This is a genomic window from Deferribacter abyssi (assembly GCF_049472655.1).
GTDB classification, from domain to species: domain Bacteria; phylum Chrysiogenota; class Deferribacteres; order Deferribacterales; family Deferribacteraceae; genus Deferribacter; species Deferribacter abyssi.
Window position 1 is genome coordinate 208,519 of sequence record NZ_JAQNCS010000001.1, and the last position, 21,680, is coordinate 230,198.

General features: G+C 32.9%; 19 protein-coding genes. 7 read left to right on the forward strand and 12 right to left on the reverse strand.

Features of this window, described 5'->3' with window-relative positions; genetic code table 11:
• Nucleotides 1-47: 47 nt before the first annotated feature.
• The 9 genes from OWK30_RS00960 to OWK30_RS01000 form a co-directional block, all read right to left on the reverse strand.
• On the reverse strand, nucleotides 48-1,541 hold the full coding sequence (locus OWK30_RS00960; RefSeq protein ID WP_423322685.1) for a leucyl aminopeptidase family protein: 1,494 nt from the start codon (nucleotides 1,539-1,541) through the stop codon (nucleotides 48-50).
• On the reverse strand, nucleotides 1,525-2,376 hold the full coding sequence (locus OWK30_RS00965; RefSeq protein ID WP_423322687.1) for a hypothetical protein: 852 nt from the start codon (nucleotides 2,374-2,376) through the stop codon (nucleotides 1,525-1,527). Before OWK30_RS00965 ends, OWK30_RS00960 begins: the two co-directional genes overlap by 17 nt.
• Before the next feature lie 216 nt (nucleotides 2,377-2,592).
• Nucleotides 2,593-4,239 carry an acetate--CoA ligase gene (locus tag OWK30_RS00970; RefSeq protein ID WP_423322689.1) on the reverse strand — a complete coding sequence of 549 codons (1,647 nt, stop codon included), beginning with the start codon at nucleotides 4,237-4,239 and terminating at the stop codon, nucleotides 2,593-2,595.
• 39 nt (nucleotides 4,240-4,278) lie between these two features.
• Nucleotides 4,279-5,187 carry a methylmalonyl Co-A mutase-associated GTPase MeaB gene (gene meaB / locus OWK30_RS00975; RefSeq protein ID WP_423322691.1) on the reverse strand — a complete coding sequence of 303 codons (909 nt, stop codon included), beginning with the start codon at nucleotides 5,185-5,187 and terminating at the stop codon, nucleotides 4,279-4,281.
• Between the two features lie 2 nt (nucleotides 5,188-5,189).
• Nucleotides 5,190-5,831 carry an enoyl-CoA hydratase/isomerase family protein gene (locus OWK30_RS00980; RefSeq protein ID WP_423322693.1) on the reverse strand — a complete coding sequence of 214 codons (642 nt, stop codon included), beginning with the start codon at nucleotides 5,829-5,831 and terminating at the stop codon, nucleotides 5,190-5,192.
• A complete protein-coding gene (locus OWK30_RS00985; RefSeq protein WP_423322695.1) occupies nucleotides 5,828-6,232 on the reverse strand; it encodes a cobalamin B12-binding domain-containing protein in 405 nt (134 codons plus the stop codon). Before OWK30_RS00985 ends, OWK30_RS00980 begins: the two co-directional genes overlap by 4 nt.
• An 11-nt stretch (nucleotides 6,233-6,243) precedes the next feature.
• Nucleotides 6,244-7,029: an enoyl-CoA hydratase/isomerase family protein gene (locus OWK30_RS00990; RefSeq protein WP_423322697.1), complete on the reverse strand. Its 786-nt coding sequence runs from the start codon at nucleotides 7,027-7,029 to the stop codon at nucleotides 6,244-6,246.
• A gap of 143 nt (nucleotides 7,030-7,172) precedes the next feature.
• On the reverse strand, nucleotides 7,173-8,492 hold the full coding sequence (locus OWK30_RS00995; protein ID WP_423322699.1) for a TRAP transporter large permease: 1,320 nt from the start codon (nucleotides 8,490-8,492) through the stop codon (nucleotides 7,173-7,175).
• Nucleotides 8,489-9,022 carry a TRAP transporter small permease subunit gene (locus tag OWK30_RS01000; protein ID WP_423322701.1) on the reverse strand — a complete coding sequence of 178 codons (534 nt, stop codon included), beginning with the start codon at nucleotides 9,020-9,022 and terminating at the stop codon, nucleotides 8,489-8,491. Before OWK30_RS01000 ends, OWK30_RS00995 begins: the two co-directional genes overlap by 4 nt.
• A 488-nt stretch (nucleotides 9,023-9,510) precedes the next feature.
• On the opposite strand from OWK30_RS01000, the gene OWK30_RS01005 reads away from it, so the two are divergent.
• Both OWK30_RS01005 and OWK30_RS01010 read left to right on the forward strand, forming a co-directional pair.
• Complete coding sequence (locus OWK30_RS01005) at nucleotides 9,511-11,232, forward strand: proline--tRNA ligase (protein WP_423322703.1); 1,722 nt, start codon at nucleotides 9,511-9,513, stop codon at nucleotides 11,230-11,232.
• A 265-nt stretch (nucleotides 11,233-11,497) separates the two neighbouring features.
• On the forward strand, nucleotides 11,498-13,096 hold the full coding sequence (locus OWK30_RS01010; protein WP_423322704.1) for an ABC transporter substrate-binding protein: 1,599 nt from the start codon (nucleotides 11,498-11,500) through the stop codon (nucleotides 13,094-13,096).
• Between the two features lie 150 nt (nucleotides 13,097-13,246).
• Here the strand turns inward: OWK30_RS01010 and OWK30_RS01015 are convergent, their stop codons facing one another.
• Nucleotides 13,247-14,176 carry a peptidoglycan DD-metalloendopeptidase family protein gene (locus tag OWK30_RS01015; protein ID WP_423322706.1) on the reverse strand — a complete coding sequence of 310 codons (930 nt, stop codon included), beginning with the start codon at nucleotides 14,174-14,176 and terminating at the stop codon, nucleotides 13,247-13,249.
• A 79-nt stretch (nucleotides 14,177-14,255) separates the two neighbouring features.
• Nucleotides 14,256-15,545, reverse strand: coding sequence for a phosphopyruvate hydratase (gene eno, locus OWK30_RS01020; RefSeq protein ID WP_423322708.1), 1,290 nt, complete (start codon nucleotides 15,543-15,545; stop codon nucleotides 14,256-14,258).
• 98 nt (nucleotides 15,546-15,643) lie between these two features.
• Between eno and OWK30_RS01025 the strand changes: the two genes are divergently transcribed.
• The 4 genes from OWK30_RS01025 to OWK30_RS01040 are packed head-to-tail and all read left to right on the forward strand — an operon-like array spanning nucleotide 15,644 to nucleotide 19,896.
• Nucleotides 15,644-16,954, forward strand: a complete 1,311-nt coding sequence (locus OWK30_RS01025) for a radical SAM family protein (RefSeq protein WP_423322710.1) — start codon at nucleotides 15,644-15,646, stop codon at nucleotides 16,952-16,954.
• A 2-nt stretch (nucleotides 16,955-16,956) separates the two neighbouring features.
• Nucleotides 16,957-17,679 (forward strand): hypothetical protein, encoded by a 723-nt coding sequence (locus tag OWK30_RS01030; RefSeq protein ID WP_423322712.1) that lies wholly within the window; start codon nucleotides 16,957-16,959, stop codon nucleotides 17,677-17,679.
• A gap of 5 nt (nucleotides 17,680-17,684) precedes the next feature.
• Entirely contained in the window at nucleotides 17,685-19,229 is a 1,545-nt protein-coding gene (nadB, locus tag OWK30_RS01035; protein ID WP_423322714.1) for an L-aspartate oxidase, read from the forward strand.
• A complete protein-coding gene (locus OWK30_RS01040) occupies nucleotides 19,201-19,896 on the forward strand; it encodes a tRNA (5-methylaminomethyl-2-thiouridine)(34)-methyltransferase MnmD (RefSeq protein ID WP_423322716.1) in 696 nt (231 codons plus the stop codon). The genes nadB and OWK30_RS01040 overlap by 29 nt, the downstream gene beginning before the upstream one ends.
• A 9-nt stretch (nucleotides 19,897-19,905) precedes the next feature.
• Here the strand turns inward: OWK30_RS01040 and OWK30_RS01045 are convergent, their stop codons facing one another.
• On the reverse strand, nucleotides 19,906-20,388 hold the full coding sequence (locus OWK30_RS01045; RefSeq protein WP_423322718.1) for a cyclic nucleotide-binding domain-containing protein: 483 nt from the start codon (nucleotides 20,386-20,388) through the stop codon (nucleotides 19,906-19,908).
• Between the two features lie 60 nt (nucleotides 20,389-20,448).
• Here OWK30_RS01045 and OWK30_RS01050 point away from each other — a divergent pair.
• On the forward strand, nucleotides 20,449-21,680 hold a 1,232-nt coding region (locus OWK30_RS01050; RefSeq protein WP_423322720.1), incomplete at its 3' end, for a class II fumarate hydratase.

Genomic DNA, 21,680 nt, shown 5'->3' on the forward strand with positions numbered 1-21,680 from the left:
AAACAATAGATTTTTTATTGGCGTTTGCAATGTCGTGTTTGTATATCTTACTGTACTATATAATGCTTTTTTATAAACTGATATACAAGTCTTAAACCAAACCCTGTAGCTCCTTTACCGAAAATATGATGTTTATCATCGATATATGCTGGTCCAGCAATATCTAAATGTATCCACGGATAATTATCAACAAATTGTTGAAGGAAAAGAGCAGCAATAATAGAACCAGCTTCTCCTCTTTTTTTTGCAATATTGATGAGATCTGATACATCCCCTTTTATTCTTTTTTCGTAATCTTCAAAAAGAGGCAATTCCCAAATATCTTCAGCTAAGTCATAAGAAATATCTAAGATATTTTTGGCTAAAAAACGTCTGTTTGAAAATAAACCTGCACAATAAGATCCTAATGCTACAACACATGCCCCAGTGAGGGTAGCCATATCAATTATTAAATCAGGATCAGTTTGTGTTGCTTCATAAAGGGCATCAGCCAAAATTAATCTTCCTTCGGCATCAGTGTTTAATATTTCAACGGTTTTTCCGGACTTTGATTTTATTATATCTCCAGGCTTGTAAGAATTATTACTTATTATATTTTCCACAAGAGGTAGATAACAATATACATTTATTTTTTCGTTCAGATCATGTAATGTTTTAACAATTCCGAAAACTGTGGCAGCACCCGCCATATCTGTTTTCATGTTTTCAATATGACCAGTTGGCTTTAAATTCATTCCACCAGAGTCGAAAGTGACACCTTTGCCAACAAGAGCAATATTATCCTTACTTTCAGGGCGACCTTTATATTCAATTTTTACAAGACATGGTTTGTTTGCCCCACCTTTACCCACAGCTATGATAAGATTGAATCCTTCTTTGATTAGATCTTCATAATTGAGGACTGTTATTTTTAATCTGTCAGTTTCAAATTTTTTTATAATTTGAGCAAATTTTTTAGGATTTAGATCTGAGTGTGGAGTATTTACAAGATCTTTTACTAAATATATATTTTTAAAAATAATATCTAATAATGGAAGATCTTTGTCGAAAATTTTTTTTGTTTTATTACTATTTGTTATAATCTCAATTTCTTCAAGTTCATAGTCATTACTGTTGCTTTTATATTTATCAAATTCATAAAGTCCAAAATATATACCTTCTATAAATGACTTGGTATAATTAAAATCTTTTCTTTCAGAATAAAGATCTTCAAAAGCGAGCATTGAAAAAGTAAATATTTTATCTTTTTTAAGAGTTTCCGCAATTTTATTACCAAGTTTCATATATTCTCTATATTCTTCAATTTCTTTTGGGATGTTCATAATATAGATTTTTTTAAGTTTTTTGTTGATTTCAAGATAAAAGCTTTTAATTTCTCTTTCTTCAAAGTTGAAAAAGTCAGAATTTAAAATTTTCTTAATTTCTTCATCTAATTTTTTACCTGTTAGTGGTTTTAAGGTATCAATATTTCTAAAAACAGGAATAAGTATTGCTTCTTTTTTGCTTCCTAATGCTGTTTTTTTCCTACAAACGATTTTCATTATTTACTCCTTGTGTTAAAAAAGTGTTTACTTTCAGTTTCTTACCTATTGGTTTATACATTTTTATATGATTAAATTCAACCCCTAAAGCTTCTTTTAATACACCGTCGTGTATTGCCCAGCTTCTTCCCCAAACGTTATCCCAATATTCTTGTTTTCTAAATATATTGGAGTTATCTAATTTCCTATATAATAGACCTTTAGGATAAAATTCCTTGTCTATTTTAAGCATAAGTTTTTTTCCATTGATATACCCAAACCCCTTTTTTTCATAAAATATAGCACTTGCATAACCAAGAGGATCTGTTTCAATAAGGTGTTTTTCAGTATTTTTGCAAAAAATTTCTAGCTTATCTAGTAAATTATCAAAAAGATTTAAACCTTTTCTTGATTGATGAGGGTATAAACCGGCCAATATAGCCTTTGATTCTTCTTCAATATTTCTTTTAGCTGTAGCGAAGTAATTTCTATGACCAAATCTATCATGGTAAACATCAAAGAAAGGGGCGTTTGGATCACCAATAACTATTAAGGATAGTTCCAACTGGTAATAAATAGTATCAGCTAGTTCAAGGAGGAAAATCCAGTCTTTTTGTTCTTTATTAATTTTTATTTCTATTTTTACAAAATCTGTACCTGGCTCACAAAACAACCTAAAATAATATTTCTTTTTTAATTCGTAAAAATTTTTTATACCAAGTATCGTATAAAGTTTTTCTGGAATAAAAAAAGAATATATATTTTCCTTTTCATAATATGGGAGCCGGTTTATATCTGAAAAATAAAGTAGATTTTCTTTATTTAATTTTACAAAAATTTTGTCTTTATTTGTCATTGTATGTTTTTAATAATTTTTTGCGATAATGAATTTCATATTCATTCATAGTTTGTATATCAGTGCTAAACTCCAGGTTACATTCAAAAGATTTACATAGTTTTTTTAATAAGGCTTTATAAATTAATTTCTGAAAAATGTAATATGTAGATAATTCCCCTATTGAACTAATGAAAATGTTATAGTTCAAAAAGGTGAAAATAATATCCACTTTTGTCATTGATTTTTACCTAATTTTTTTTCTTCTTCCATTTTTCTGAGTTCAACTCTTCTGATTTTGCCACTAACTGTTTTAGGAAGTTCTTTTACAAATTCTATTTCACGAGGATATTTATAAGGGGCAGTTTCTTTTTTTACATGTTCTTGTAACTCTTTTATCAAATTATCGCTAGGTTCAATTCCAGATTTTAAAACAATAAAAGCTTTAACTATAGTACCACGTATTTTATCTGGTGAACCTACTACAGCACTTTCTGCTACAGCAGGGTGACTTTGAAGTGCACTTTCTACTTCAAAAGGACCAATTCTGTAGCCACTGGCTTTAATAACATCATCGGCTCTTCCTACGAACCAAAAATAACCATCTTCATCTTTATAAGCCTTATCTCCAGTAAAATACCAGTCTCCTCGAAAAGCTTCTTTTGTAGCTTCTTCATTTTTATAGTAACCTTTAAATACCCCGATGGGATGTTTAGGTTTTACTTTAATTGCTATGTGTCCCACTTCGCCAGTTGGTAAGGGACTTCCATCATCATCTACTACATCCACGTGAAAACCAGGAGTAGGTTTGCCCATTGATCCTGGTTTTATTTTTAAGCAGGGAAAATTGGCTATGGTATTTACTGTTTCAGTTTGACCATAACCATCATAAATTATTGTGCCTGTATACTCTTTCCAAATTCTAATAACTTCTGGATTTAAGGGTTCACCGGCACTAATAGAATGTCTTAATGCGGAAAAGTCGTACTTTTTTAAATCTTGCAAAATTAGCATTCTGTAGGCTGTAGGTGGTGCACAAAATGTTGTTACACCATATTTCTCCATTATGTAAAGGTGTTTTTCTGGATCAAACTTATCAGCTGCATTATGCATTAGTACAGTAGTACCAATGATCCACTGTCCAAACATTTTTCCCCAAACTGCTTTTCCCCAACCTGTATCACTTAATGTCCAGTGGAGGTCCTTTGGAGTAAGATCCTGCCAAAATTTTGCAGTAATTAGATGGGCCAGAGCGTAAGAATGCTCATGCATAACCATTTTTGGAAATTTAGTGGTTCCACTTGTAAAATATATAATCATTGGATCAGTACTTTTAGTAGGTTCAACATCTTCACGGGACAATTTATAAGAAGCTTTTGACATAAGTTCTTCAAAATTATTCCACCCATCATGTTTTCCACCAACAACTATTTTCTCTGTAAGAGAAGGTAGTTCTAACTGATCAAATTTTTCAATACTTTCAATATGAACAATTGCACCTTTTGCTTCAGCCGCATCAATTCTATATTTAATATCTTTTGGTTGTAAAATTTTAGGAGCAGGCATAGGTATTACACCTAATTTGAAACAACCTAGCATTATGGAATACCAGTCAGGTATCCTAGGTACCATTACGTAAAGTTTATCTCCTTTTCTAAATCCCTTTGAAATTAAAACATTTGCAAACTTATTAGACATCTTTTTTAGATCAAAAAATGTATATTTTTGATGAGTATCTCCATCTGTATCTACCCAAATTAATGCAAGTTTACTTCTATCTTCTGCCCATTTATCGATAACATCAAATCCAAAATTATAGTAAATAGGGACATCCAGTCTGAAATTTTTTACTGTTTCGTCATAATTTTCCATATTGTGTGCCATTATATCCTCCTAATTTTGCATTTTTGTATTCATTAGAATTTAATCTGTAAAGTCAATTTCATAAGTTAAAGAATCAAAAATCTTTTCTACAAGAGAGTATGGGTCTCCATTAATATTTAATTTATCTATGATTTTATCGTAAGAAAAGATTTTTTTTTCGATTTTTTCTATTAAATATTGTTTTGCGACAAAAAAAAGTCTTTCGGAGTGTTTAGGTTTAAATTTAGCTTTATGATTCTCAATATTTTCAACTAATTCGAAGATCCCTTCACCTTTTGTGGCTATAGTCTTAATAATGGGAGGGATCCAGTCTTTTTTTTGGGATAACTCAAGCATTATTTCCAAGTCTCTCGCAGTTCTGTTAGCTTCATCTTTGTCAGCTTTATTTACAACAAATATATCTGCAATTTCTAAAATACCTGCTTTGATTGCTTGAATATCATCACCAAGTCCAGGGACTGTTACTACTATACAAGTATCTGAGACTGTAGAAATTTCTACTTCGTCTTGGCCTACTCCTACCGTTTCAATAATTATTATATCATAACCAGCAGCATCAAGAAGCAAGGCGATTTCTACAGCAGAGCTAGAAAGTCCACCTAGGTGACCTCTTGTGGCAACACTTCTTATAAAAACACCATCATCTTGTGAGTGCTCGGCCATTCTTATCCTGTCTCCTAGAATTGCACCTTCTGAAAACGGACTTGTGGGATCAATAGCAACAACACCAACCCTTTTTCCTAGTTTTCTATAGTGTTTAATAAGTTCATTAGTAAGAGTAGATTTTCCAGCCCCTGGAGAGCCTGTTATTCCTATAAAATGGGCTTTACCACATTTTGGCAGGATTTGTTTCATTTCTTTTTCATAACCAATGACTCTATCATCTACAAATCTCATTAGCCGTGCGAGACTGCGTTTGTCTCCATTTAATACTTTTTGATAAAGCATTTTTACCTCATTTTGTTGATCATTTGTTTTAAGTAGTAAATATGTAACCTGTTTTTATTGATTATTTTTTCACAAAATAGAGTTACATAGTTTCTCATTTCTTCTTGTGTTTCAAACAATTCTAAAAGAAAACCACCATTTTTTAAAAAATCAGCGTAAAATATATCACCAAGTAAAAAAAGTTGTTGGTAATGATTGTGTTTCATAACTCTAGGTATTCTCTGGGTGCCGCCAAAACCGGTAATAATACCTAGTTTAGAACCTGGATGTGCAAATTTACTTTTTTTGGTAGCAAATCTAAAATCAGATGCTGCAGCAAAATCCATTCCTCCACCCATACAAAAACCATCGATTTCTGCTATAACTACCTGCGGTAGCTCTTGCATGAGATTGAATAATCGATTCCCAAGTATTGAAAAACCTTTAGCATCGTAACCCGAATATGAAAGCATGGTTTTAATATTTGCACCAACAGCAAAAGATCCACCTTCTCCAAAAATTCTCAGTATTTTAGCTGGTGTGTCAAAGAGTTTCTTAATATTTTCTATTAACTCTTTTAAAGTGTAAGAATTTAAAATATTAAACTGTTTTTCGGGTTTTAATGTTAAATAAGCAATTTCACCGTTAAGTTCTAACTGTATCATGCAGCATCTTTTGGATTTATTGTTTCTTTTATAAAATTGATAATTTCTGATGTTGGGGTTCCTGGTGTAAAGATTCTTTTTACTCCTTTTGATAAAAGAAATGGGATATCATCTTCAGGTATAACTCCACCGCCAAACACTATAATATCATCGGCTCCTTTTTCTTTGAGAAGTTGGATAATTTTTGGAAAAACAGTATTATGTGCTCCTGAAAGGATACTTATTCCTATGGCATCCACATCTTCCTGAATAGCAGTGTTTACAATTGCTTCAGGTGTTTGTCTGAGGCCTGTGTAGATTACTTCGAATCCAGCATCCCTTAATGCTCTTGCCACAACTTTTGCTCCTCTGTCATGACCATCAAGTCCAGGCTTTGCTATTAAGATTCTTATTTTACCCATCTACATCCTCCCTAAAGTTTTTTAAATTCTTCCCATCTGTCAGTAAAGTTTGGTTTTCTTTTTTCTATAAAAGCACTCATCCCTTCTTTTTTATCATTGCTGGCAAAAGCTACTGTAAATGCATTTTGCTCCAATAATAGTGCTTTATCAATATCTATTTCTATACCATTGTTAATTACTTCTTTGGCTAGACCTATTGCGAAAACACTTCTTTCCTTTAATTTTTCAACAAATTCATCAAAAGACTTTATCATTTCATCTTTGTTATCAAACAATTTTGTAATTATGCCTTTTTCATAAAGGTTTTTAGCGGTTACTTTTTCTCCTGTAAAAACAAGATATTTAGTAAATGTTTCATAAATTTTGCGAGACATAAGTTGCGTTCCACCAAATCCTGGTATAATACCATAATTTGTTTCTGGGAAACCAAACAGACTTCTTTTTGTAGCAAAAATAACATCTGAAGCTAAAACTAACTCAAAACCGGCACCTAAGACATTACCATCTATAAGGGAAACAATAATCTTTTTTAAATTTCTCATACGTTTGATTAATCTTTGACCTAAAAAGGAAAAAATTTTTGATTCAGCTTCATTATAATTTATTAATTCTTCTATACTAACACCTTCACAAAAAGAATTTATGTCACTGCTAAAAGCAATGACATCGATATTAATATCATCTTCTAGTTCGCTTATTATTTGGTATAAATCTTTAAGATTATCAGTTGTTAAATAAGGGTTGTTTTTAAAAATGATTTTTCCTATTGGTTTTATTTTTTCTATTTTAATATCCATTTCTTAAACCTCAGTTGAATGTATGCTTGATAAATTTTAGCAATAATAAAACAATGTTAAGATAAAATCAAGGATTATTAGGGTTTATTTGGGTTAAAGAAGCTTATTGTAATAATGAATAAAAAATGAGGCGAAAGCCTCATTTAATAACTGATAATATTGGGAAGCCAAAGGACACTTTCTGGCCAAAATGCAACTGTTGCTAAAACTATTAACTGAATAATAATATAAGGGATGATACCTTTATAAATATGCATTGTCGTCACTTCGGGTGGTGCTACACCTTTGAGATAGAATAATGAAAACCCGAATGGTGGGGTTAAAAAAGATGTTTGTAAATTTACCGCAAAAAGGATACCAAGCCAAAGAAGGTTTACTCCAAAATGTTCAAAGATTGGTGCAACTACAGGGACTAAAATGAATGTAATTTCAATAAAATCTATGAAAAATCCTGCAATAAATACGACAAACATGACAAGAAATGTAAACATACCTTTACTTAAGTTTGCATTGATAACAAGTTCTCTGATGTATTCGTCACCTCCTATACCTCTAAAAACAAGTCCAAAAGCTGTGGCACCAACTAGGAGAATAAATACCATACATGTTAAGTAAGTAGTTTCTTTCATAACAGCTTTCAAAGTACTGAGATTAAGTCTTCTTTTTAAAGCCGTTAAGACGGTTGCAAAAAAAGCTCCAACAGCGGCAGCTTCAGTAGGGGAAGCAATTCCAGCAAAAATAGAGCCCAAAACAGCAAGAATTAAAGCAAAAGGCATTAAAAATGCAGTAATTATTTTTTTATACATACCTTCTTTATGAAAAGCTTCCAATTCTTCATTTGGCATAGCCGGACAAGATTCAGGTTTAAATATTGCCATGATGGCAATATAAATTATGTATAAAATCACTAGCATCAAACCTGGTACAACAGCACCAATAAACATAGAACCTATATCTACATTTAAAATAGAACCAAGCAGTACAAGTACTATACTTGGAGGAATGATTTGCCCTAAAGTTCCAGAAGCCGATATTGTCCCTGTAGCAAGTTCAGGTGAATAGTTTCTTTTTAGCATGGTTGGTAAACTTAAGAGACCCATGGTAACTACAGTGGCACCTACTATTCCTGTGGAGGCAGCAAGTAGAGCTCCAACTACTACTACTGAAATGGCAAGTCCGCCTCTTAATTTACCGAAAAGTAAAGCCATTGTTTCCAATAATTCTTCCGCTAAGCCTGATTTTTCAAGCATTACTCCCATGTATACGAAAAGAGGAACAGCGATTAAAACCACGTTGGTTATTCGCCCCCAAATCCTTAAAGGTAGCAAGTTAAAAAAATCCAAGCCGAATGTAGCTAAACCAAAAAATAGAGAAACTCCACCTAATGTAAAAGCAACGGGATAACCTAGTAATAAGAGTCCAAATACAGAAATAAAAAGAATTAATGGCATTGCTTCCGTCATTTTTGACTCCCTTCAAGATATTCTTTTTTACCAATTAGTATTAGAAAATTACGGATAAGCATTGATATCCCTTGAAGCAAGACAAGAAAAAAACCTGCAGGGATAGCACTTTTTAAAATAAACCTGTAAGGTAGTCCACCTGGGTTTGGAGAACCTTCTTTAATTAGAAATGAGTTAATGACAAAGTTTTTTGATGTATAAATGACTAACATTGAAAATGGTATTAAAAAAAGAATAGTGCCGATAATATCGATAAATGCTTTTTTTCGTTCAGTCAGTCTGTCGTAAATAACATCAACTCTTACATGTCTGTCATGTTTTAAAGTGTAAGCTGCACCTAAAAGGAAGAGAAATCCAAAAAGATGCCATTCAAGCTCCTGTACAGCAATAGAACTTTTGTTAAATAGGTATCGTGTGGTAACATCATAGCAAACCACTAATACCATTAATGTTGAAAGCCATATTACAATGTTACCAAACCATTCGTTAAAATTGTCAATGATTTTCATGATGTTAGCGATTAACTTCAAGTTAACCTCCTTGGGTTGGTTTTTTAGCGCATATACGCTTTTTTTTTATAACAGTCAAGATTTAAAAAAGGCTAAATAGTTTTTAATAAAGTTAACAACTTGATTCGTTTGTTTTCTTTGTTAAGAGATCTTTTTATCCATCATATTGTTAATATGCGTTATCAAAAATGAAGATTGCGATTTGTTTTAACTGGCGTCACCCCATTTTTTTGAGATTGTAGTAAATTGTTTTTCATTAAGGTAGTTATACTTATTTAGTTTAGGAAAAACATTTTTCTCATTCTCGCAAAACGTCCCGTTTTGCTCCGAGGCAGGTTTCTCAAAAATCGCCATCCATGGCGATTTTTTGGAAACCTGAAACCGAAAAATGTTTTTCCTAAACTCTATAGAATTAGGATTTTGCAAAAAATGGGGTGACTACAAAATGTTTTAATAATTGAAAATTTGTTATTAGTTTGTTAAAGTAAAATAAAAAATTGGGGGGTTTGATGAGATTAAAACATTATTTTTTACCGACACTAAGGGAAAACCCAAGTGAAGCAGAAGTTGTAAGCCATAAATATATGCTTAGAGCAGGTATGATAAGAAAAGTAGCAGCTGGTATTTATAATTATTTGCCGGCAGGGTTAAAAGTTATAAAAAAGGTAGAAAAAATTGTTAGAAAATATATGAATGAAGCTGGAGCTGTCGAAATTTTAATGCCGACAGTTATTCCTGCTGAACTTTGGATAGAGAGTGGTAGATGGAACGTTTATGGGAAAGAATTGCTAAGATTAAAAGATAGACATGATCGAGATTTTTGTATAGGTCCAACTCATGAAGAAGTAGTAACTGATATAGTAAGAAATGAGATAAAATCGTATAAACAATTACCTTTAAATCTCTATCAGATTCAGACCAAATTTAGAGATGAAGTACGCCCCAGATTTGGTTTAATGAGAGGTCGAGAGTTTATTATGAAAGATGCCTATTCTTTTGATGTGGATGATGCTGGAGCTGAGGCTAGTTATCAAAAAATGTATGATGCATACTGTAAAATTTTTGAAGCTTGTGGTTTAAAATATAAAGTAGTGGAGGCTGATTCGGGAGCAATAGGTGGTTCTTTTTCTCATGAGTTTATGGTAACAGCTGATACTGGAGAAGATTTTGTTATAAGTTGTACTAAATGTGATTTTGCGGCAAATATTGAAAAAGCACCTGTGCTGGATGAGGGAGTACCCCCTGATGAACCTGAGAAAAAGTCAGAAATTGTAACTACTAAGGATATAAAAAGAGTTGTGGATGTAGCTGAGTACCTTGGGATTCCACCTCATAAGCATGTTAAAACTCTTATTGTTAAATGTGAGGATAGCTTTTTTGCTATTCTTATTAGAGGGGATAGGGAGTTAAACTTAGCAAAAGTAAAGAATTTTTTTAATCTACCGTATATAGAATTTGCTAGTGAAGATGAGATTCTTAGAATTACAGGAGGTCCTGTAGGATTTTCAGGTCCAAAAGGGCTAACAATCCCAATTTATGCTGATTACGAAATAAAATATATGAAGAATTTTGTGTTAGGAATTAATGAAAAAGATAAACACCTGATAAACGCAAATTTAGGTAGAGATTTTAATATAGATGGTTTTGGTGATTTCAGAAATGCAGTACCTGGTGATAAATGTGCGAGATGTGGAGAAGGTGAATATCAGATTACGAAGGGGATTGAGGTTGGGCATATATTTAAGCTGGGTACAAAATACTCTGAAGCAATGAATGCTTATTATCTTGATAAAGATGGTAAACAAAAATTAATGGTAATGGGGTGTTATGGGATAGGGATTGGAAGGACTGCAGCGGCTGCCATTGAACAAAACCATGATGAAAAAGGGATTTATTGGCCAGTACAGATTGCTCCTTTTGAGGTGGTTGTGGTGCCTATAAATACAAATTCTGAAGATGTTGTAAATCTTTCGGAAACTGTTTATTTGAGATTACTAAAAGAAGGTGTTGATGTGCTGATTGATGATAGGGATGAAAGAGCTGGTGTTAAATTTAATGATGCTGACCTTGTGGGATACCCTCTGAGAATAAATGTGGGAGCTAAGTCTCTTTCTCGTGGTAATGTGGAAATTTTTATAAGGAAGACAGGTGATATTGTTACAGTTAGAAAAGAAGATGTGATTGATAAGACATTACAACTTTTAAATCAATTGAGAATAAGTGAAATATAGTTAAGAGTTTTAAATAGATTGCTTAGTCACTACCGCTCCTCGCAATCATCGCGAGCCTTAGCGAAGCAATCTATTGTTTGTTAATAAGCTACATTTTTTAGTTGCTCCTTAATATGTAATGATTTAAAATTATTAATTTCTATATAATGACAAAACTTTTTCGTTTTGCAGTTTTGTTTCAGACTAGAATAATGTTATATTTTTGCTTGAAGTTTTATTCAAAACTGGTAAATTTAGTATGATTAAACCAGTGAAAGGAGGTTTTATGAAAAAGTTTTTGTTAGTTGTAGCAGTACTGGCTTTTTTAATTACTTCGGTTTTCGCAGAGCCGAGATATGGTGGCACTCTTGTATTTGGCAGGGGAGGTGATTCTGTTACAATGGATCCTGCTCATGCAACTGATGGTGAAACATTTTATGCAACTACACAAATTTATGATAACTTAGTTCAGTTCAAATATGGTACAACTGAAATTGAACCAGCACTGGCTGAAAGCTGGGAAGTGAGCAAAGACGGTTTGGAGTATGTGTTTCATCTAAGAAAGGGGGTTAAATTTCACAAAACAAGATTTTTTACAGAAGATGTGGAATTTACTGCTGATGATGTTGTTTTTTCACTAAAAAGACAGCTTGATCCAAATCATCCGTATCACAAGGTTGGTGGTGCATTTGAATATTGGCAGGCTATGGATATGAGTAATATAGTTAAAGATATTATTAAGGTAGATAAATATACTGTTAAGTTTATCTTGAATAAACCTGAAGCACCATTTATAGCTAACCTCGCAATGGATTTTGCTTCGATATTATGTAAGAAGTATGCTGATAAGCTTTTAAAAGAAGGCCATCCAGAAGATATTGGAAGGTTTCCGGTGGGGACAGGTCCATTTGTTTTTGTAAAATGGATTAAAGATGACAGAATTATTTTTAAAGCAAATAAAGAATATTGGGCTGGGAGACCATATATAGATAAGCTTATTCTTAAAGTTATTCCTAATAACTCTGTTCGTGCTGCAGAGTTAAAAACAGGTCAAATACACATTATGGACTTTCCAAACCCAGAAGAAGTGGCTGAGCTTGAAAAAGATCCGAATATTAAAATTCTTAAACAGGAAGGCTTGAATGTTGGTTATTTAGCAATGAATACAGAAAAGAAACCCTTTGATAATCCTTTAGTAAGAAAAGCAATATATTTTGCTATTAACAAAAAAGATATAGTGAATGCTGTATATGCAGGTTTTGGTGTACCTGCAAAAAATCCGATTCCTCCTACAATGTGGTCATATAATGATGATATAAAAGATTATGAATATAATCCTGAGAAAGCAAAAAAGCTACTTGCTAAAGCTGGTTATCCAAATGGTTTTGAAACAGATATTTGGGCAATGCCTGTACCAAGGCCTTATATGCCAAACGGTAGAAAAGTAGCTGAGGCTATCCAAGCTGATTTAGCAAAGGTTGGTATCAAAGCAAAAATAGTTTCTTATGATTGGGGTACATATTTACAAAAAACAAAGTATGGCGAGCATTCCATGGCATTGTTGGGGTGGACAGGTGATAATGGTGATCCAGACAACTTTCTTTATGTGTTGCTAAGTTCAAAAGCTGCGGTTAAACCAGCACAAAATATAGCATTTTATAGAAGTAAAGAGTTTGATTCATTAGTAGAGAAAGCAAAAGTGATAACTGACAGAGAAAAAAGGACAAAACTTTATAGAAAAGCACAGGAAGTTTTTCATAAAGATGTACCTTGGGTACCAATTGCTCACTCTATAGTTGTTGAACCGATGAGAAAAAATGTTATGGGATTTAAACTTGATCCAGTAGGTAAAAGAAGGTTTTACAAAGTATGGTTGGATAAATAAAATGGTAGCCGAGCCATCGCATAATATGGCTCGGCTATACTGTTTCTTGTTTATCTATTAAAAATAGATATCATTGTAAAAATATAAATTTTAATTTGTGCAGTGAAAGAGTTATATAGGTTGCTTATATAATTATTGGTATTTTTCAGGCTATTGATCGTTTGATGCTTCATTGATAAATTCAACAGGATTTACTGGAATTCCATTGACAAGCACTTCATAGTGGACATGGGGACCGGTGCTGAATCCCGAGCTTCCAACTTTTGCAATGATGTCACCTTTTTCTACTCTTTGACCCACTTTTACCAGAATTTTACTGTTATGAGCATATCTTGTGACATATCCAAAACCATGGTCAATTGTCACTAATTTACCATATCCTGGCTTATAGCCTGCATATATTACAATCCCTTTTGCAGTTGCTCTTACTGGAGCACCATATCTTGCTGCTATGTCTATCCCCTCATGGAAAACTCTTTTGCCGGTAAAAGGAGATAACCTATAACCAAATTTGCTGGAGACCCAACCTCTTACAGGCCATACAGATGGAGTTGAGAGCATCATAAGACGCTGTTCTTCAAGAAAATTGATAAGTTCAGAAAGGCTGTTTTGTTTCTTTTCAATTTCTGATGATAAAGATAATAGGACATTATTTAAATCATTGAAAAATTCTGTTTCTTTTCTTTCAGCTACAGCGGAATATTCCCTTAAAATATCTATTTCTTTACCACCAATGGCAAGTTTTTTATTTTTTTCGTCATTAAATTGGGCCAGCTTTCTGACTTGTTTTTCTAAATTTTCTAAATAAACTAATTTATTTTCAATCTCGTTTACTTTTTTTGCATATTCACTCAATCTTATTTTTAATAATTTATTTTCACTTTTGTAACTGAGCATTTGCTTTCTTTCACTGTAAAGCTTGGATAATAAAACTAAAGATACAGTAGTGATGAAGCATATTAGTATTAAGGAGATAATAGTAGCCTTTATAGTCCTTTTTTTGATTGATAAAGACTTAACTTCTCTTAGTTGCGTTTCTTCAAAAACAAGTATTGTAAGCTTTTTATTATTTTTCGACATATTAAATGGGGTAGTCTATTTCTCTTTAATTGTCAATAAAAAAGTTAAAAAAGAGAGGGATAAACCCTCCCTTGAAAATTTATTTGTTTAAATTGTAAAATGCTGCAAGACCAGGGAAGTCAGCTTGGTCGAGAAGCTCATCTTCGATTTTTAAAAGACGATTGTATTTGCAAACTCTATCAGTTCTACATGCTGATCCGGTTTTAATTTGTCCTGCATTAACTGCAACAGCAAGGTCTGCTATGGTTGTATCCTCTGTTTCTCCTGATCTGTGGGAAATGATGCATGTATAACCTGCACGTTTTGCAATCTCTATAGCAGCGAGAGTTTCTGTGAGCGTTCCTATTTGGTTTAGTTTGATAAGAATAGAGTTACCAATATGTTCTTGGATTCCTTTTTGTAATCTTTCTGTGTTTGTAACAAAAAGATCATCACCTACAAGTTGCACTTTATTTCCTAAAGCTTCAGTTAGTTTTTTCCATCCATCCCAGTCATCTTCTGCTAGACCATCTTCAATACTTATTATTGGATATTTTGCTACGAGATACTTATAGTATTCTATCATTTCATCAACAGATTTTTCAGGTTGTTTTTCGGCTGAAAGAATATATTTCCCATCTTTATAGAGTTCACTGGATGCTACATCAAGGGCTAAATAAATATCTTCACCGGCTTTATAGCCAGCTTTTTCTATTGCTTGCAATATAACCTCTATTGCTTCTTCGTTTGATTGAAGATTTGGTGCAAATCCTCCTTCATCACCCACAGCGGTATTATAACCTTTTTCGTTTAAAACTTTTTTTAGAGAATGAAATGTTTCAACTCCCATTCTTAATGCTTCTTTGAAGCTACTTGCTCCTACTGGCATAATCATAAATTCTTGAATATCAACATTGTTATCAGCATGACTACCACCATTCAAAATATTTAACATAGGTACTGGTAGCTGATGAGCAAAAGTTCCACCGATATATCGATAAAGTGGAATATCAAGGACATTAGCAGCAGCTTTTGCACATGCTAAAGATACTCCAAGGATAGCATTGGCACCAAGTTTTGACTTGTTCTTTGTACCGTCTATGTCGCATAATATATCATCTATAAGTTTTTGTTCTAAAACATTAATACCTTCAAGTTCATCAGCTATAATTTCATTAATATTTTGAATTGCTTTTAATACTCCTTTACCGTTATATCTTTCGGGATCACCATCTCTTAATTCAATTGCTTCATGTTCACCAGTAGATGCCCCAGAAGGGACTGCTGCCACTCCTACATAACCTCCGCTTGTAATTACCTCTACCTCAATAGTGGGATTTCCGCGAGAGTCCAGAATCTCCCTGGCATAGATTTCAATAATATCAGTCATTTTTTACCCCCTAAAATTTTTATGTAATTTCACTATATTTTAGTTTACACTTATTTATATTGAAAATTTCTAAAAAAGACAATATTATTTGCTTAATTTTGAATTTAAAGGAAGTGGCGTTGTACGAGATACCAAATTTAGTTTATGCTGATAAAAATGGAAACATATATGACCATCCATCTTTAAAAATGGTTGTTAGGAGTGAGAATTACAATTTTGTTCCCTACGAACTTGAGTTAATTGAAATTCCGGAGTGTACTACCCTTTATTATATGCCTGATTCCAATCCTATAGCCTATAATCCTGAAACTGCCACATTAGAAGAGTTTACTAGAGGGTATGCAGTATCTGTGTTTTTGCCACCAGGATACCTGAGGCTTTTTTTGCCAGCTTATAAGAAAAAATCATCTTTGATGTATCCACTTTATGCATACACAGCAGTAGGATGGCTAAATGGGAAGTTTGTGGTTCCAGCTATAAAGGTAGATAAAGATAATAAATGGAATCCGAAAAAATTTGATTTTACGGATAAATTTAAGTATAGGGTGGACAAGTTATTGTCGAAATATCCCTATAATAGACTATATAAACAACTTGCAAAGTGTGCATTGGAATACCACTGTACCGCGGCAAAAAATGTTTTTTATGGTAGATGGGAGTGCCCTATACCTACTTCACCAGTTTGCAATAGCAGATGTATTGGTTGTATTTCTCTTCAGCCAGCGGAATGTTGTCCTTCGCCTCAACAGAGGATTGATTTTGTTCCTTCGGTAGAAGAGATTGTGGAAGTTGCATTAAACCATAATGAAGTGGCGAAAGATCCCATTATTAGTTTTGGGCAGGGGTGTGAAGGGGATCCAATAATGGTAGCTGATAGAATTGCAACAGCAATTTCCAAAATAAAAAAGAATGCACCAGAGCTTACGATTAACTTTAATTCTAATTGCAGTGATCCTGAGAAAATGAAGATGTTATTTGATGCAGGGCTTGATAGTATAAGGGTGAGTATTAATAGTTTTGTGGAGTCTACATACAACGCTTATTATAATCCAATTGGTTATAAACTGGATGATGTTTTAAAAAGCATAGAACTTGCTAACAAATATGGTGTGTATGTATCGCTGAATTATTTGATGATGCCAGGTATTAACGATAGAGAGAGTGAAGTGAATGCTCTCCTTGATTTTCTATCTGCTTATAAAGTAGAACTTGTACAGTTGAGAAATCTTAATATAGATCCTGATTATCTTTTTGAGAGTATGAAATTTAAACTGGAAGAGATCATGGGTATCAAAAATATGCTAAAATTAATTAAGAAGAAGTTTAAACATATTAAATTTGGTTACTTTAATAGACCTAAAAAAGATTTTTATAAAGATTTTGGATTGCCAAATTTAAAGAGGAGGTAATAATGAGAAAGTTTTATATTTTGTTTTTAATCTTGTTTTTTTCAGTTGTAGGATTTGCAAAAGAATTAGAGTTTTCTCAAAAAATTATTCAGAGTGAGTTTGAAGATTTATCCAAAGAAATTGGTGTAGCATTGCAGTTTAATCCAATGTCTCCTGCTGAACCTTTGGGGATTACTGGGTTCGATGTGGCTGCTGAGCTTGTTATTACAGATATAAATAGTGGCAAGAAATATTGGGAGGCTATTTTCAGTGATCAAGATCCCTATTCTTATTTGCCTGTTCCAAGGTTACATATTCAAAAAGGGTTGCCTTTTGGAGTTGATGTTGGTGGTATGTATACTTCTGTGCCTGGTACAAATATTAGGTTATGGGGAATTGAGTTGAAGTACGCTATATTAAAAGGAAGCGTGGCGACACCTGCTGTTGCAATAAGGGGTGCTTACTCAAAGCTTGAAGGTGTTGATGAACTTGATGTGAACACTAGGTCTTTAGATCTTCTAGTCAGTAAAGGGTTTTTAATGTTTACCCCTTATGCCGGGGTTACACTTCTGAGAATACATACTGAAGAACACAGTGACTTGGTTGATCTTGATGATGTGAGTAAGACTGTTTATAGAGCACTTGTAGGATTACAGTTTTCACCATTTCCTCTTTTTGTTATAAATGCAGAGGCGAGTGTAGGAGTGGTTAATCAATATGGTATTAAATTAGGGTTGAGGTTTTAATTAATATGAAATTTGATTTTCTTGTTATTGGTAGTGGTGCTGCTGGGTTACGTGCTGCTGTGGAGCTTGCTTCCCATGGCAGTGTTGCAATAGTCACTAAATCGTCAGTGGGAGAGGGCAGTTCTGAGCACGCACAAGGTGGTGTCGCTGTGGTGTTATCTGATGAGGATGATATAGTTCTTCATTATGAAGATACTATAAGAGCAGGTGATGGTTTGTGTGATAGAGATGCTGTAATGACACTTGTGGATGAAGGTCCAAAATATATCAAAGAGCTAATAAAATGGGGTGCTCAGTTTGATATGCATGGAGATCATCTTGATTTTACAAGGGAAGCAGCTCATTCGGTAAATAGAATTATACATGCACATGGTGATGCTACGGGGCGTGAGATTGTAAGAACTTTGAAAAGTTATGCAAAAAAATTAGAGAATATTACATATTTACAAAATTATTTTGCTCTTGATTTGATTGTGTCTGATGGTGAAGTTTTTGGGATAAAAGCTATTGATGAAGAGAATAAGAAAATTGTAAATATTTTTTCTAAAGGAGTTATACTTGCTACAGGTGGTGCAGGTAAACTTTTTAAGCGCACAACGAATCCTAGAGTTGCTACAGGAGATGGATTGTCTATAGCTTTTAGGGCAGGAGCTGTTTTAAAAGATTTAGAATTTTATCAGTTTCATCCAACAGCTTTGCATTTACCTGATGCACCAGCTTTTTTGTTAAGTGAATCGATGCGTGGTGAGGGTGGTGTCCTAAGAAATGATGAAATGGTTAGGTTTTGTTATAATTACCATGATAAGGGGGAGCTTGCTCCAAGGGATGTGGTAAGTAGGGCAATATTTTTTGAAATGGAAAAAACTGGTGCTGAATATGTGTATCTTGATATGACACACTTAGAAAGTGTATTTGTAAAAAATAGATTTCCTAAGATTTATTCAACATTAAAAGAGTTTGGTATTGATATTACAAAGGATTTAATCCCTGTAAGTCCTGCAGCTCATTATTATATGGGTGGTATTGAAACTGATGTATGGGGGAGAACAAAAATCAAAGGATTGTATGCATGTGGTGAATGTGCTTGTACAGGAGTACATGGCGCAAACCGGCTTGCTAGTAACTCTTTGCTTGAAAGTGTTGTTTTTGGTGGAAGGGCTGCCAAATCTGCTATTATAGATTTAATTGATAAAGAAATATGTGAGATCAATTATGATAACTATATCTACAAAGAATGTATTACTAATAATCAAATAAAAGAATTGCAAGATGTTATGTGGAAATATGTTAGTATCGTAAGGGATGAAAGAGGCTTAAGTAAGGCACTTGAATATATTAATAGTAAATTGGATGATTTCAATGTAGATTTTGTTTGTAGGAATTGCATGGAATATTACAATATGTTACAACTTTCAAAGATGATGATTTTAGCTGCAATGACTAGAAAAGGGAGCAGAGGAGCTCATTACAGAAGAGATTTTCCTGAAAGAATTAATGAAAACTGGCACATTGTATTTGAAAATGTCAAATTTGATCCCATTATTAGGTGATAAAAAACCTTTTACAACAGCTGATGGTTCTATAAGCTTTTATAATATCAGTTATAAAGAAGGATATCATGCAAAATCTATTGGAGCTTACACTGAGAGTTTGCATAAGTTTGTTATACCATCAGGAATTGTTGAAAGATTATCTAAAAATAAGGAGGTTTGGCTACTCGATATATTTTTTGGTTTGGGATACAATATTGTTGCAACTATTGAAGAGTTAGAAAAGCATAAAATTAAAAATAAATTGAATATTGTTTCCATTGAAAAAGATAATACGCTGATAAATTTAATAAAAGAATTTCCTTTGTTCTGGCCGAAAAAGGGGTACGATTATCTTAGAAAACTTTTGGACAGTATAACATATAATAATTATCAACTTTATATGATTCTTGATGACTTTTTTAGAGCAGTTAGGTATATTAATGTTAAGTTTGATGTGATTTATTTTGATCCGTTTAGCAAATTAAAAAATCCTGAGATGTGGCAATTAACTGTTTATAAAGAGTTATATAACTTATTAAAAGATGACGGTTGTGTTGTTACTTATTCATGCAGGGATAGTGTAAGAAGGGAATTTTACCGAGCCGGTTTTATCTCATATCAAACGAAGAAACTTCCCGATGGTTTTCAACCTGGAACAGTTTTCTACAAAGAATTGATACTTTAAAAATACAATTTATATAATATCTTTAATTAATGAGGCTTTTATTATAAGTTTTATTCTTTCTTCTACTTTGTATAAACGTTCAGCTAAAGTTACAGCAAATACACTATTCAATTTTGCAAATAGTAATTTATTTTCTCTTTTTAGGGTGTTATAAGCTAATATATCAAAAGATAAAAGAGTAGAATCAGTTTTTGCAAACACATTTGCTGATCTTGGATGTGATGTAAGGATAGCCATTTCACCAAAAAAATCTCCTTCGCTTAAGGTTGTAAGAAAAAAAACCATCTCTTCTGTAATCGCTTTACTTACACCAACTTGTCCTTCTACGACAATGTAAAGCTTATCCCCTTTTTCTCCTTCTCTAATTATCATGGTTCCTTTGTTAAACTTTTCTACTTTGCATGATGAAAGGAATTTTTTAAGTTCTTCTTTAGTAAAATCAATGAATTTTGGATTCATGGTTAATTTAGACAGATATTTTATTGATTCCATATGTTACCTCCGTATATAATAAATTATAACTTAGGATATATGACTTGGAAAGGGGTAAGAATGAATTTTAGGGAAGAAAAGGATAGTATGGGAATAATAAAGGTTCCTGAAAAAGCTTATTATGGGGCACAAACAGTTAGAGCTATGGATAATTTTAAGATAAGTGGGAAAACGTTACCATTAGAATTCATTTATGCTGTTGTAGAAATAAAAAAGGGGGCTGCAATTGCAAACTGCAAGTTAGGATTAATTAGTGAAAAATTAGCTAATGCAATTGTAACTGCTGCTAATGAAATTATTGGAGGTAAATTTAATGATCAATTCCCATTAGATATATTTCAGACGGGGTCAGGTACATCCACAAATATGAATGTAAATGAGGTTATAGCAAATAGAGCTTGTGAGTTATTAGGTGGTCAAAAAGGAGATAAGATATTGTGCCATCCTAATGATCATGTCAATAAAGGGCAGTCCAGTAATGATGTAATTCCATCTGCAATACACATATCTTCTGTATTATTAACGGATCAGAATTTGATACCAGCTCTTTCAAAATTGGAAAGAAGTTTATTAGAAAAAGAAAAAGAGTTTGCGGATATCATTAAGATAGGAAGAACTCATCTTATGGATGCAGTGCCTATGACTTTAGGACAAGAATTTTCTGGGTATAGAATACAGATAAAAAAAGCTTTAGAAAGAATAAAGGAAAGTATTAGAGGATTGTTAGACCTGCCTCTTGGTGGGACTGCTGTTGGCACAGGTATTAATACTCATCCAGATTTTGCAAAATTTGCAATCGATGAGATTAATAAAAATATTGGTAAAGAGTTTAAGCAAGCTGAAAATCTTTTCGAGGTTATTGCTGCTAAAGATGCTATTGTTTATTTTGCAGGAGCGCTTAACACATTGGCTGTTTCATTAATGAAGATTGCAAATGATTTACGTTTACTAAATTCTGGACCAAGATGTGGTATTGCAGAAATAACTTTACCCTCATTGCAACCAGGGAGTTCTATTATGCCAGGGAAGGTAAACCCTGTGATTCCTGAAGCAGTCATTCAAGTATCTGCAGAAGTAATGGGAAATGTTCATACAATATCGATTGCTGGAAGTAGCGGGTTACTTGATTTGAATGTTATGATGCCTGTTATTGCTGATAATTTACTCAGTTCTATCAAGTTACTTTCAAATGCTATTTCTTCTTTGGCTGAAAAATGCATAGATGGAATAGTGGCAAATGTTGATAGATGCAATGAACTTGTAGATTGGTCGATGGCACTTGTAACACCATT